This is a genomic window from Pseudomonas sp. p50(2008) (assembly GCF_015351605.1).
Lineage (GTDB): Bacteria > Pseudomonadota > Gammaproteobacteria > Pseudomonadales > Pseudomonadaceae > Aquipseudomonas.
Map to the genome: position 1 here is coordinate 542,945 of NZ_JACMYF010000002.1, position 12,373 is coordinate 555,317.

The 12,373-nt window shown below is 59.8% G+C and carries 12 protein-coding genes; 4 read left to right on the top strand and 8 right to left on the bottom strand.

Annotated elements, in window-relative coordinates:
- Window positions 1–2: 2 nt before the first annotated feature.
- Window positions 3–1,058: a haloacid dehalogenase-like hydrolase gene (locus H7698_RS07540; protein ID WP_162439385.1), complete on the top strand. Its 1,056-nt coding sequence runs from the start codon at window positions 3–5 to the stop codon at window positions 1,056–1,058.
- Window positions 1,059–1,245: 187 nt separating this feature from the next.
- On the opposite strand, the gene ilvD is transcribed toward H7698_RS07540, so the two are convergent.
- The 4 genes from ilvD to H7698_RS07560 all read right to left on the bottom strand — a co-directional run bounded on the left by ilvD (window position 1,246) and on the right by H7698_RS07560 (window position 6,791).
- Window positions 1,246–3,087, bottom strand: coding sequence for a dihydroxy-acid dehydratase (gene ilvD, locus H7698_RS07545; RefSeq protein WP_162439384.1), 1,842 nt, complete (start codon window positions 3,085–3,087; stop codon window positions 1,246–1,248).
- A gap of 258 nt (window positions 3,088–3,345) precedes the next feature.
- A complete protein-coding gene (locus tag H7698_RS07550) occupies window positions 3,346–4,545 on the bottom strand; it encodes an MFS transporter (protein ID WP_194691016.1) in 1,200 nt (399 codons plus the stop codon).
- A gap of 306 nt (window positions 4,546–4,851) precedes the next feature.
- Window positions 4,852–6,048 (bottom strand): class I SAM-dependent rRNA methyltransferase, encoded by a 1,197-nt coding sequence (locus H7698_RS07555; protein WP_157712544.1) that lies wholly within the window; start codon window positions 6,046–6,048, stop codon window positions 4,852–4,854.
- 203 nt (window positions 6,049–6,251) lie between these two features.
- Complete coding sequence (locus tag H7698_RS07560) at window positions 6,252–6,791, bottom strand: type 1 glutamine amidotransferase domain-containing protein (RefSeq protein WP_194691017.1); 540 nt, start codon at window positions 6,789–6,791, stop codon at window positions 6,252–6,254.
- A gap of 207 nt (window positions 6,792–6,998) precedes the next feature.
- On the opposite strand from H7698_RS07560, the gene H7698_RS07565 reads away from it, so the two are divergent.
- The 3 genes from H7698_RS07565 to H7698_RS07575 are packed head-to-tail and all read left to right on the top strand — an operon-like array spanning window position 6,999 to window position 9,047.
- Window positions 6,999–7,814 (top strand): HDOD domain-containing protein, encoded by an 816-nt coding sequence (locus tag H7698_RS07565; protein WP_194691118.1) that lies wholly within the window; start codon window positions 6,999–7,001, stop codon window positions 7,812–7,814.
- Between the two features lie 42 nt (window positions 7,815–7,856).
- On the top strand, window positions 7,857–8,669 hold the full coding sequence (gene mutM, locus H7698_RS07570) for a bifunctional DNA-formamidopyrimidine glycosylase/DNA-(apurinic or apyrimidinic site) lyase (RefSeq protein WP_194691018.1): 813 nt from the start codon (window positions 7,857–7,859) through the stop codon (window positions 8,667–8,669).
- 54 nt (window positions 8,670–8,723) lie between these two features.
- Complete coding sequence (locus H7698_RS07575; protein WP_162439379.1) at window positions 8,724–9,047, top strand: multidrug transporter; 324 nt, start codon at window positions 8,724–8,726, stop codon at window positions 9,045–9,047.
- Between the two features lie 133 nt (window positions 9,048–9,180).
- Here the strand turns inward: H7698_RS07575 and H7698_RS07580 are convergent, their stop codons facing one another.
- The 4 genes from H7698_RS07580 to H7698_RS07595 all read right to left on the bottom strand — a co-directional run bounded on the left by H7698_RS07580 (window position 9,181) and on the right by H7698_RS07595 (window position 12,370).
- Window positions 9,181–9,432: a YfhL family 4Fe-4S dicluster ferredoxin gene (locus tag H7698_RS07580; RefSeq protein ID WP_162439378.1), complete on the bottom strand. Its 252-nt coding sequence runs from the start codon at window positions 9,430–9,432 to the stop codon at window positions 9,181–9,183.
- 102 nt (window positions 9,433–9,534) lie between these two features.
- On the bottom strand, window positions 9,535–10,014 hold the full coding sequence (coaD, locus tag H7698_RS07585) for a pantetheine-phosphate adenylyltransferase (RefSeq protein WP_045059801.1): 480 nt from the start codon (window positions 10,012–10,014) through the stop codon (window positions 9,535–9,537).
- 115 nt (window positions 10,015–10,129) lie between these two features.
- Complete coding sequence (locus H7698_RS07590) at window positions 10,130–11,725, bottom strand: GMC family oxidoreductase (protein WP_194691019.1); 1,596 nt, start codon at window positions 11,723–11,725, stop codon at window positions 10,130–10,132.
- Window positions 11,726–11,824: 99 nt separating this feature from the next.
- On the bottom strand, window positions 11,825–12,370 hold the full coding sequence (locus tag H7698_RS07595) for a twin-arginine translocation pathway signal protein (RefSeq protein ID WP_194691020.1): 546 nt from the start codon (window positions 12,368–12,370) through the stop codon (window positions 11,825–11,827).
- Between the last annotated feature and the right edge of the window lie 3 nt (window positions 12,371–12,373).

The window sequence follows — 12,373 nt, forward strand, 5'->3', positions numbered from 1 at the left end:
CGATGAAGCTCGCACCGAAATTTCTACTCGCCGCACTCTGCCTTGGCCTCGCCGGCCAGGCATTCGCCACGGATTTGAAGCATTGGCCCGCCGATCAGGCCAAGGCGCTGGACGCCATGATTGCCGCCAACGCCAACAAAGGTAATTACGCGGTGTTCGACATGGACAACACCAGTTACCGCTACGACCTCGAAGAATCGTTGCTGCCGTACATGGAAAACAAGGGCCTGATCACCCGTGAAAAGCTTGATCCTTCCCTGAAACTGATCCCGTTCAAAGACACGGCTGACCACAAGGAAAGCCTGTTCAGTTACTACTACCGCCTCTGCGAACTCGACGACATGGTGTGCTACCCATGGGTCGCGCAGGTGTTCTCGGGTTTCACGCTCAAAGAGCTCAAAGGCTATGTCGATGAATTGATGGCGTCCGGCAAACCGGTGCCGGCGACTTACTTCGAAGGCGATGTCGTCAAGAAAATGGACGTCAACCCGCCGAAAATCTTCACCGGTCAGCAAGAGCTCTACAACAAGCTGATGGAGAACGGTATCGAGGTCTACGTCATGACCGCCGCCTCCGAAGAACTGGTGCGCATGGTCGCTTCCGACCCGCAGTACGGTTACAACGTCAAACCGCAGAACGTGATCGGCGTGAGCTTGCTGCTCAAGGACACCAAGACCGGCGAATTGACCACGGCGCGCAAGCAGATCACGGCAGGCAAGTATGACGAGAAGGCCAACCTGGGCCTTGAGCTGACCCCGTACCTGTGGACCCCGGCGACCTGGATGGCCGGCAAGCAGGCGGCGATCCTGACCTACATCGATGAATGGAAAAAACCGGTGCTCGTTGGCGGCGATACCCCGACCAGCGACGGTTACATGCTGTTCCACAGCGTCGACGTGGCCAAGGGCGGCATTCACTTGTGGGTCAACCGCAAAGACAAATACATGACCCAGATTAACGGCATGATGGCCAAGCACGCAGCGGCGCAGGCCAAGGAAGGGTTGCCGGTGACGGCAGACAAGAATTGGGTGATCGTGAAGCCTGAAGAAATCCAGTAAGCACCGAAAAAACCAGTGTAGGAGTGAGCCTGCTCGCGATAGCAGTGTGTCATTCACATTTATGTTGCCTGACACTCCGCTATCGCGAGCAGGCTCACTCCTACAGTAGATCTCCAGCATTTGGGGGGAGCGCAAGCAAAAAAATACCCCGCACTTGGCGGGGCATTTTTTGTTCGACAGTTAAGCCTTACAGCCCGTCAAGCATCGCCTTGTTACGCACAGCGCCCTTGTCGGCACTGGTCGCCAGCAGGGCGTAGGCCTTGAGAGCGGTGGTCACTTTACGTGGACGCTTCTCGACCGGTTTCCAGCCTTTCTGGTCCTGTTCGGCACGGCGGCCGGCCATTTCTTCGTCGCTGATCATCAGGTTGATCGAACGGTTCGGAATGTCGATCAGCACCTTGTCGCCATCCTGCACCAGACCAATCGCGCCGCCAGCAGCGGCTTCCGGCGAAGCGTGGCCGATGGACAGGCCAGAGGTGCCGCCAGAGAAGCGACCGTCGGTGAGCAGAGCACAGGCTTTGCCCAGGCCTTTGGATTTAAGGTAGGACGTCGGGTACAGCATTTCCTGCATGCCCGGGCCGCCTTTCGGGCCTTCGTAACGGATGATCACGATGTCGCCGGCCTTCACTTCATCTGCGAGGATGCCGCGTACCGCGCTGTCCTGGCTTTCGAAGATCTTCGCGTTGCCTTCGAACACGTGGATCGACTCGTCGACGCCGGCGGTTTTCACGACACAACCGTCCAGCGCAATGTTGCCGTAGAGAACGGCCAGGCCGCCTTCTTTCGAGTAAGCATGTTCGACGCTACGGATGCAGCCGTTTTCGCGGTCGTCATCCAGGGTTTCCCAACGGGTCGACTGGCTGAACGCGGTTTGCGTCGGGATGCCCGCCGGACCGGCCTTGAAGAAGTGGTGCACGGCTTCGTCGTCGGTCTGGGTGATGTCCCACTTGGCGATGCCTTCGGCCAGGGTCTTGCTGTGCACGGTCGGCAGGTCGGTGTGCAGCAGACCGCCACGGGCCAGCGAGCCGAGGATACTGAAGATCCCGCCGGCCCGGTGCACGTCTTCCATGTGGTACTTCTGGATGTTCGGCGCGACTTTGCACAGTTGCGGCACGTGGCGGGAGAGACGGTCGATATCGCGCAGGTCGAAATCGATCTCGGCTTCCTGGGCCGCAGCCAGCAAGTGCAGGATGGTGTTGGTGGAACCGCCCATGGCGATGTCCAGGGTCATGGCGTTTTCGAACGCCTTGAAGTTGGCGATGTTGCGCGGCAACACCGACTCATCGTTCTCGGTGTAGTAGCGCTTGCACAGCTCGACGATGGTGCGGCCGGCCTGCAGGAACAGCTGTTCGCGGTCGCTGTGGGTAGCAAGAGTCGAACCGTTGCCCGGCAATGCCAGGCCCAGGGCTTCAACCAGGCAGTTCATCGAGTTGGCGGTGAACATGCCGGAGCACGAACCGCAGGTCGGGCAGGCGCTGCGCTCGTACTCAGCGACTTTCTCGTCAGAAGCGCTGGAGTCGGCGGCGATCACCATGGCGTCGACGAGGTCGAGGCCGTGAGACGCGAGTTTGGTCTTGCCGGCTTCCATCGGGCCGCCGGAAACGAAAATCACCGGGATGTTCAGGCGCAGGGACGCCATCAGCATGCCAGGGGTGATCTTGTCGCAGTTGGAGATGCAGACGATAGCGTCGGCGCAGTGGGCGTTGACCATGTACTCGACGGAGTCGGCGATGATCTCGCGGCTCGGCAGCGAATACAGCATGCCGTCGTGGCCCATGGCGATGCCGTCATCCACGGCGATGGTGTTGAATTCTTTTGCCACACCGCCAGCGCGTTCGATCTCGCGGGCGACCAGTTGGCCCAGGTCCTTGAGGTGAACGTGGCCCGGTACGAACTGGGTGAAGGAGTTGGCAATGGCGATGATCGGCTTTTTGAAGTCGTCATCTTTCATCCCCGTGGCGCGCCACAGTGCGCGGGCGCCGGCCATGTTGCGGCCGTGGGTGGATGTTTTCGAGCGGTAATCAGGCATGAAGCACTCCGGGCGGCTAATCAGGTATCAAAAGGGAAGTGAGCTTCTATTGACGTCTGGAACACTCAGAAATGGCCGTGTGTCCGGAAGTTGCCGATAACTTTGCGGGATCGCCGCGCGCTTCAGCTTGAGCTCATAAACCCGCCGGGGGATGACTGGCGATGAATGTGGCGATTCTACACGGCTGGCAGCGGGAGGGAATGCCGGGAAGCGCTGATCCAGCGCTCACGGGACGTGTTGAATGACGATCGGCGTGTGTCAGCTCGCTGTCAGGGCAACATTGCGCCGCACGATCAGCGCGTTCAAGGCGAGCCCCGCGGCACTCAGGATCAAAAAACATAAGGAGAGGGCAGTGGTCAGGTCGTCGGACACGAGGTTGATCACCACGCTGATTACGCCGCCGCACATGAAGATCATCACACCGCCGACGGAAGAGGACGTACCCGCATCTTCCGGATGAAGAGTCATGGCTCTGGAATTGGCGATGGGCCTGGCAATGGTGGTGCCGGCCGTACAGATGAGCATGGGGATCAGCACGGCCGTCGCCGTGAGCCCGAACTGATTCGCCAGCCACAACATGACCACCCCCGACAGGGCAATCAGCCCGAGGCCGACAATGATCTGGGTGTTGGCCTGTAAGCGCCGATGCAGTGCGCTCGCGACGATTCCGCCAAACACATACGCCACGCCGTACAGCAACAAGGCCCAGGCAAATTCGTAGGGCGAGAGTGCCAGGCGCTCCATGAAAATGATGGGCGAAATGACGATGAATGAAAAATGGCAGGCGAACGCCAGGCCCGAAATAAGCCAGTAACCCATGAAGCGTACGTCGGAACAAAGTCGCCAGTAAGCGCTGAAAAAGCGTCCTGGTGATGCATCGCGACGGGGTGGCGTGTCCCGCAGCAGCGCGCTGGCCTTCACCCAGACGACGGCAGCCAGCGCGATGAAAACATAGAAGCTGCCTTCCCAACCCAGGTGCAATTGCAACCAGGTTCCCAGCAGCGGCGAGATGGAAATGAACACGCCGCCGGCGGTGGTCATCCAGATCCTCATTCGCTCCTGCTCCTTGCCGACGAACAAGTCCTGGATCAGCGCCTGTGAGAGCACAAAGGATCCGCAACCCACGGCCTGTATGACCCGGAACAGCAGGAACCAGCGGTAATCGCTGGAAACCAGGCAGCCGGCCGCACCGATCATCGAGATGGCGATGCCCATCAGCAAAAGCCTCTTGCGCCCCCATAAATCCGACAGCGGCCCGACAAGCACCACCGATAACGCAAGGCCAATGGCGAACAGGCTTACGGAGAGGGCAATGTCCGAGGCTGAGGTCTGGAAGTAGTCAGAGAGCGCGGGAAAAGAGGGGAGTACGACGTCCAGCGGAAAAACGCCGAGAAGCGTCATGCCCATCAATAGCAGGATGAGCGACGATTTGTTCGTGGTGTGCGGGGAGGGGGTCATCGACAACGCTCTCGATCCGTGAGGGGTGGCCGAGAGTTGACTTGCTGAAGAGGGAAGTCAATGCAGAAGGTGTGTGGCTTTTGTGAATCTGTCGCCGGAGCGATTTGACTCGCTCCCGCAATCAGGTTGATCGACATGCACCTTGATGGTGACTGCTTCGCAGCCGAACGCAGCCTTCGGCAACTGCTACAGGAACCGCGATAGGTGGCCGTGCAGGCTTTATGTAGCAGCTGGCGCAGCCTGCGTCGGGTTGCGCAGCGACCCCGGTTTTCAGGGCCGACAACGCAACGTCCGCAGGGCGACCGATTAGCTGTTCGGCAACAACCGGCAGGTGATGCTCTTGATGTAGCGCGTTTCAGCAATCGCCGGGTGAACCGGATGATCCGGGCCCTGGCCGCCACGTTCCAGCATCTGGATATTGCGGTCCAGGTGGCGGGCGCTGGTCAGCAGGATGTTCTGCAGATCGTCTTCCGGCAGGTGCATCGAGCACGAAGCGCTGACCAGGATGCCGTCCTTGCTGAGCAGGCGCATGGCTTGCTCGTTCAGGCGACGGTAGGCGCCTTCGCCGTTTTTCATGTCTTTCTTGCGTTTGATGAACGCCGGCGGATCAGCCACGATCACGTCGAAACGTTCTTCGCTGGCTTTCAGTTCTTTCAGGGCTTCGAAAACGTCGCCTTCGATGCAGGTCATTTTTTCGGCGAAGCCGTTCAGGGCGGCGTTACGCTCGACACCGTCAAGGGCGAAGGCCGAAGCGTCGACGCAGAACACTTCGCTGGCGCCGAACGCGGCAGCTTGTACGCCCCAGCCGCCGATGTAGCTGTACAGGTCGAGTACGCGTTTGCCTTTGGCGTACGGCGCCAGGCGAGCGCGGTTCATGCGGTGGTCATAGAACCAGCCGGTTTTCTGGCCCTGAATGACCGGCGCTTCGAATTTCACGCCGTTCTCTTCCAGCGCAACCCACTCCGGCACCAGGCCGAAAACGGTTTCGACGTAGCGGTTGAGGCCTTCGGCATCGCGTGCAGCGGAGTCGTTCTTGAACAGGATGCCGCTTGGCTTGAGCACTTGGGTCAATGCTGCGATCACGTCTTCTTTATGGGCTTCCATGGTCGCCGAGGCGATCTGGACGACCAGGATGTCGCCGAAACGGTCGACCACCAGGCCCGGCAGCAGGTCGGAATCGCCGTACACCAGGCGATAGAACGGCTTGTCGAACAGGCGATCACGCAGGGACAGGGCAACGTTCAGGCGGTGCACCAGCAGTGATTTGTCCAGCGGCAACTTGATGTCGCGCGACAGCAGACGGGCGCAGATCAGGTTGTTCGGGCTCATGGCAACGATGCCCAACGGCTTGCCGCCGGCGGCTTCGAGGATCGCCTGATCGCCGGCCTTGAAGCCGTGCAACGGGGTGGCGGCCACGTCGATTTCGTTGCTGTAGACCCACAGGTGGCCGTTTCGCAGGCGACGGTCGGCGTTGGCTTTGAGGCGCAGGCTAGGCAGGGACATGACGTCGCTCCGGAAAAAAGAGCGGGAGTATAGCGTGTTGTACAGCGCCTCTGTTCCACGGATAGACCTGTGGCGAGGGGATTTATCGGAATGCCGCACCACCCCGTTCGGCTGCGAAGCAGTCGCAAACATTTTGGGGCCGCTTCGCTGCCGAACGGGGTGGTGCGGCATTCCGATAAATCCCCTCACCACATGGGTAAGTATCAGGCCGACAACGCGCCGATCAACTCCCGATTAAACGCCGGAATATCGTCCGGCTGACGGCTGCTGATGAGATTGCCGTCCTTGACCACCTCCTTGTCCACCCAGTTCGCGCCGGCGTTCACCAGATCATCCTTGAGCGTCTTGTAGCTGGTCATGGTCTTGCCGTTGACCAATCCGGCCGATATCAGCAACCAGCCGCCATGACAGATCACCGCAATGGGCTTGCCGGCCGATGTACCGGTCTTGACCAGGTGTTGGGCGTCCTGGTCGATACGGATGGTGTCGGAGTTCTGTACGCCGCCCGGCAGAACGACGGCGTCGTACTGATCGATGCTGGTGGCCTTGAAGGTACCGTCAACCTTGAAATCGTCCGCGGGTTTGTCGTGATTCCAGCCTTTGACCTGGCCTTCCTCGGCCGACAGGATATCGACCTGAGCCCCGGCCTCTTCCAAAGCCTTCTTCGGCCCGGTGAGCTCGACCTGCTCAAAACCATCGGTCACCAGAATTGCGACACGTTTGCCATTCAGGGAATTGGACATGAATACAGCTCCTGACGTGAGTAAGTGGATGCCCGAGGGCATTACTCAGTCCGAAGCCTGCGCCTGAATGAAAGTTCCTCCGATGTGCCGGCTGGTGTGTCGGATCCAACTTCATAAAGGTTAGAATCGCCGCCTGTCCAAGAGCGTGTACTTATGTCCCAAGAGCTGACCACCGAACAAATTCAACAGTCCCTGCAAGGCATCAGCGTGCCGGCCCAGCCGCAGATCATGGTGGATTTGCAGATGGAGCAGTACATGCCGGACCCGGACCTGGAGGTGATCGCCAAGCTGATCTCCCAGGATCCCGGCCTGTCCGGTTCCCTGTTGAAAATCGTCAACTCGCCTTATTACGGTCTTTCCAACAAGATCGCCTCGATCCAGCGCGCAGTGAACCTGCTGGGCAGCCGGTCCGTCATCAACCTGATCAACGCCATGTCGATCAAGGGCGAGATGAACGATGACACCATCGTGACGTTGAACCGTTTCTGGGATACCGCTCAGGACGTGGCGATGACCTGTCTGACCCTCGCCAAACGCATCGGTGGCCAGGCCGGTGACGAGGCCTATGCGCTGGGTTTGTTCCACGATTGTGGCGTGCCGCTGATGCTTCAGCGCTTCCCTGACTACATGAGCGTTCTGGAAAAGGCCTACGCCAATGCCAGCCCGGAATGCCGGGTAGTGGACACCGAGAACAGCCTGTTCAATACCAACCATGCAGTTGTCGGTTACTACACGGCCAAATCCTGGCGTTTGCCGGAACACGTCAGCCACGCCATCGCCAACCACCACAACGCCCTGGCGATTTTCAGTGACGAGTCCTCACGCAACAGTCAGCTGAAAAATCTGTTGGCGATTCTGAAAATGGCCGAGCATATTTGCGCGTCCTACCGAGTGCTGGGCAATCAGAAGATTGACCATGAGTGGAACAGCATCAGCCATCTGGTGCTCGATTATGTCGGCCTCTCGGACTACGACTTCGAAACCCTCAAACAAACGATTCGCGACCTCGGCAATCACCGCTGAGTATTGAACCTCCTCTGATCCAGAGCCTGATTCGAGAGCGCCATGCCTGAACTGCCGGAAGTCGAAACCACCCGCCGCGGGATTGCCCCGCACCTGGAAGGACAGCGTGTCAGTCGGGTCATTGTGCGTGATCGCCGGTTGCGTTGGCCGATTCCCGAAGACCTGGATGTTCGGCTGTCCGGCCAGCGCATCGTGCTGGTGGAGCGCCGTGCCAAATACCTGCTGATCAATGCCGAAGTCGGCACTTTGATAAGCCATTTGGGCATGTCCGGGAATCTGCGTCTGGTGGAAGCCGGTTCGCCGGCGGCCAAGCATGAGCATGTGGACATCGAGCTGGAGTCCGGTCTGGCGCTGCGTTACACCGATCCACGGCGCTTTGGTGCAATGCTCTGGAGTCTTGATCCGCTCAATCACGAACTGCTGATTCGCCTGGGGCCGGAGCCGTTGACCGACCTTTTCGACGGCGAGCGTTTGTTTCAGCAGTCCCGCGGGCGCTCGATGGCCGTGAAACCGTTCATCATGGATAACGCGGTGGTGGTGGGCGTGGGCAATATCTACGCGACCGAGGCACTGTTCGCTGCCGGTATCGACCCGCGGCGCGAGGCCAAGAGCATTTCCCGGGCGCGCTATTTGAAACTCGCGATCGAGATCAAGCGCATCCTCATCCATGCCATCGAACGTGGCGGCACGACGTTGCGGGACTTCATCGGCGGTGACGGTCAGCCCGGCTATTTTCAGCAAGAACTGTTCGTCTACGGCCGAGCGGGCGAGCACTGCAAAGTCTGCGGGACCGGGCTGCGGGACGTGAAGCTGGGTCAGCGCGCCAGCGTCTTCTGCCCACGCTGCCAGACCTGAAAACGTCAACGGTCTATAGTCACAGTTCTCACTGCCTAGCCGAAGGACCGTGCCATGAATTCGTTTCGAACCCTTGCCGTCGTTTTACTGCTGAGCATCGCCGCGCCGGTGCTGGCGGACAGTAGCGGCAGCGGTGACCCCCGTTACACCATCCAGAATCCCCCGGCTTACGCCATGATCGGTGACTTGCTGATCGCCCGGCCTTTGCTGGTTGTGGCGACGGTCATCGGTGCAGGAGCGTTTGTGCTGTCGTTGCCGTTCACCGCGCTGGGTGGCGGGATTGGCGATGCGGGGCAGGCGCTGGTGGTTGATCCGGCTAAGGCGGCGTTTGTGCGGTGTCTGGGGTGTATCGGGGAGGGGTTCGAGCAGCGGGAGTGACTTCAGTTACCTCAGCGGTGTACCTGATGGCCCCATCGCGAGCAGGCTCACTCCTACACTTGATCTGCGTCGTCCGCGAGACCCTGTGGAAGCGAGCCTGCTCGCGATGGCGTCAGGACAGACGCCGTAATATTCAGGCCTTACCGGTAATTACCCGATACTTCTCCATCAACTGTTCTTCAGTCTCCGGATGCGCCTCATCCAGTGGAATGCAATCCACCGGGCAGACTTGCTGGCATTGAGGTTCGTCGTAGTGGCCGACGCACTGCGTGCACAGGTTCGGATCGATCACATAGATCTCTTCGCCTTGGGAAATGGCGGCGTTCGGGCACTCGGGTTCGCAGACGTCGCAGTTGATGCAATCGTCGGTGATGATCAGGGACATGCTAACTCCAGCCAGGGCGGACAGCCCGGGCGCTATAAACCAATGCGCGCAATTGTGCCGCATTGGCGCCCGTAGTGCACGCGGGCGCCGCTTGAGCGGTCGTTACTTCTTGAAGCGTTCGGTCAGGGCATCCGCGACGGCGGGGTGCACAAACTTGGTGATGTCGCCACCGAGCGCTGCGATTTCACGGACCAGCGTCGAGGAAATAAACGAATAACGCTCGGACGGTGTAAGGAAAAGACTTTCCACATCCGGAGCCAGTTGGCGGTTCATGTTGGCCAGCTGGAACTCGTATTCGAAGTCCGACACCGCGCGCAAACCACGCAGGAAGACGTTGGCGTTCTTCTCTTTGGCAAAATGCGCCAAGAGCGTCGAAAAGCCGACAACTTCAACGTTCGGCAGATGTTTGGTGACCTCGCGGGCCAGCTCCACACGTTGTTCCAGGGGAAACAACGGGTTTTTCTTCGGGCTGGCAGCGACGGCAATGATCACGTGATCGAACAGGCGCGAGGCGCGTTCGACCAGATCGCCATGGCCCTTGGTAATAGGGTCGAAGGTACCTGGGTACAACACTCGGTTCATCGCGTCGTCCTGGCGGGAGTCCGTTGGGGAGTCGGATGGTATCGCAGCATTCCCGGTCGGCCAAGTCGCCTGTTCGGTAAGAAAGCACTATAGACGATGGGAATATTCCTCGTTTTCATGGGTTTTTTAAACGATCCGCCAATGAAGTCGCCAATTGCGCCGTCAACCCGTAGACCGATAACTGCGGGTTTGCGCCAATGCTGGTGGGGAATAGCGAACCGTCATGGATCGACAGATTGCTGATCTGGTGATGACGACCCAGGCTGTCGGTCACGGCGTTTTTCGGGTCTTCGCCCATGGCGCAACCGCCCATCACATGGGCGCTGCCCAATCGCGTGCGATACAGCTCAAGGCTCAAGCTGTCGATCAGCGTGCGCGCTTCGGCCAGGGTTTTCACGTAGCGAGCGTCGGCGTGCATGGGCATGACGGCCTTGGCGCCACCGGCAAACTGGATCTCGGCCATGCTATGGAATGCCCGGCGTAACCCGTCCCAGGCATAGGCTGAAACCTGGTAGTCGAGCACCGGCGTGTCGTCACCGCGCAGTTCGACGCTGCCCCCGGGGCTGTCCGGGTGAAAGCCATCGCGCAGCAGTGCGAGCATGGCGTGGGTGTGCGGCAGGTTTTCCATGTGTTGCGCGCTTTCCTTGCCCAAGCCACCGAGCAGGGTGGCGGCCAGCGCCGGGTGCAATGGCGGTACTTCGAGTTTGTAGGACATCTTGCCGGTGGCGCCGTCCGGCCACTGGAAATGGTCGGAGTAAATTGACTGCGGCGCGCCGTAGAACGGGTTGATCACCTCGTCAAACAACCCGGCGGACATGTTGACCAGATGCAGGAAGGTGCGTTTGCCCAAACGCTTGTGGGGATCGGGTACGTCTGAGCGCAGCAGTAGGGCGGGGCTGTTGATTCCGCCGCCGGCCAACACGTAATGCCGGGCCTTGACCGTGATGGTTTTGCCGGTTGGCGCGACGCAACGATCATCCATCGCGACGCACGTGAGGCCGGTGACTTTGCCATCCTTGATCGACAGTTTCTCTGCGCGGGCGAGATACAGCAGTTCCCCACCTTTTTCGAGGGTCGCGGGAATGGTCGTCACCAGCATCGATTGTTTGGCATTGGTGGGGCAGCCCATGCCGCAGTAACCGAGGTTCCAGCAGCCACGCACATTTCGCGGGATCACATGCCAGGCGTAGCCGAGTTTTTCGCAGCCTTTGCGTATCACGTCATTGTTGGCGTTGGGTGGCACCATCCACGGGGCAACCCCCAGGCGCTGCTCCATTTTTTCAAACCACGGGGCCATCTCGGCCGGGCTATGGCCTTTGACGTCGTGTTCCTTGGCCCAGTGGTCGAGCGTCGGGGCAGGGGTGCGGAAACTCGATGTCCAGTTGATCAGCGTGGTGCCACCGACTGCGCGGCCCTGAAGGATGGTGATGGCGCCGTCCTTGCTCATGCGACCGATACCTTCCTGATAAAGGCTGGTGTAGGCCTGGTCTTCGAGCATTTTGAAGTCGCTGCTGGTCTTGAGCGGGCCTTCTTCGATGAGCAATACCTTGTAGCCTGCAGCGCTGAGGATTTCTGCGGTGGTGCCGCCGCCCGCGCCGCTGCCGATGATCGCCACGTCGGCTTCGAGGGTCAGGTCCTGGGTCAGTTGCGCGCCGTTGTAGGTTTTCCAGCCGCGGGCCAGGCCTTCACGGAACGGATCGGGTACGGGCATGTTCAGGTTCTCGTTATTATTTTAAGTTCGGTGGTGTGGCGGCTGACGCTATCGTCGGAATGCCGCCCAGACCAAGCCCGCGATGGGGTCGCCTCGGTTTCAAACGGCAGGCGGTCCTGGATACCCGCAATGCGCCCAGGATTCCCGCCGGCTGTACCAGGCCATCATCACCAATTGCAGCAGCGAGCTGTGCCCCATGCGCAACAGGCTTAAAGAACTGTTTTCCCAGCGATGGAGAAACTGCCGAATCTCATCTGCGCTGGCGTTTTCCCAACTTCCCCAGATCCCGGTCAGCGGTCCGCGAGTGACCGACATTCCGAGCACATCGAACAGCTGCTGAGTCAACTTGAGCATTTCCGGCGACAGGTGATTCAGGCCGTTATCCAGGGTCTTGAGGGTGCTATCGACGGCGGCTGGCATGTGTTCGGCGGCTACCGCGCCGTCGAGCATCACCGGGATCAGCGCCCGTAAAAACAGCAGGTCACCGCGACGCAATATGACGAAACCGCTGGCGGGGGTGCTTGAGGAGCAGCCGCTGAGGCTCGCGCCCAATCCAGCCGTAGCCAGAAAGGCGCTGGCGCCCAGGCTGAATTTAAGCAGCCCGCGTCGTGACAGGGCGGGTGTATCGGAAAGGCTGGGGCTCATTGT

Excerpts from the sequence above, each read along its gene's own strand:
- ilvD (WP_162439384.1), bottom strand. The coding sequence starts at position 3,087 with ATGCCTGATTACCGCTCGAAAACATCCACCCACGGCCGCAACATGGCC.
- H7698_RS07540 (WP_162439385.1), top strand. The coding sequence starts at position 3 with ATGAAGCTCGCACCGAAATTTCTACTCGCCGCACTCTGCCTTGGCCTC.
- H7698_RS07550 (WP_194691016.1), bottom strand. The coding sequence starts at position 4,545 with ATGACCCCCTCCCCGCACACCACGAACAAATCGTCGCTCATCCTGCTA.
- H7698_RS07595 (WP_194691020.1), bottom strand. The coding sequence starts at position 12,370 with ATGAGCCCCAGCCTTTCCGATACACCCGCCCTGTCACGACGCGGGCTG.
- mutM (WP_194691018.1), top strand. The coding sequence starts at position 7,857 with ATGCCTGAACTGCCGGAAGTCGAAACCACCCGCCGCGGGATTGCCCCG.
- H7698_RS07560 (WP_194691017.1), bottom strand. The coding sequence starts at position 6,791 with ATGTCCAATTCCCTGAATGGCAAACGTGTCGCAATTCTGGTGACCGAT.
- H7698_RS07575 (WP_162439379.1), top strand. The coding sequence starts at position 8,724 with ATGAATTCGTTTCGAACCCTTGCCGTCGTTTTACTGCTGAGCATCGCC.
- coaD (WP_045059801.1), bottom strand. The coding sequence starts at position 10,014 with ATGAACCGAGTGTTGTACCCAGGTACCTTCGACCCTATTACCAAGGGC.
- H7698_RS07555 (WP_157712544.1), bottom strand. The coding sequence starts at position 6,048 with ATGTCCCTGCCTAGCCTGCGCCTCAAAGCCAACGCCGACCGTCGCCTG.
- H7698_RS07580 (WP_162439378.1), bottom strand. The coding sequence starts at position 9,432 with ATGTCCCTGATCATCACCGACGATTGCATCAACTGCGACGTCTGCGAA.
- H7698_RS07590 (WP_194691019.1), bottom strand. The coding sequence starts at position 11,725 with ATGCCCGTACCCGATCCGTTCCGTGAAGGCCTGGCCCGCGGCTGGAAA.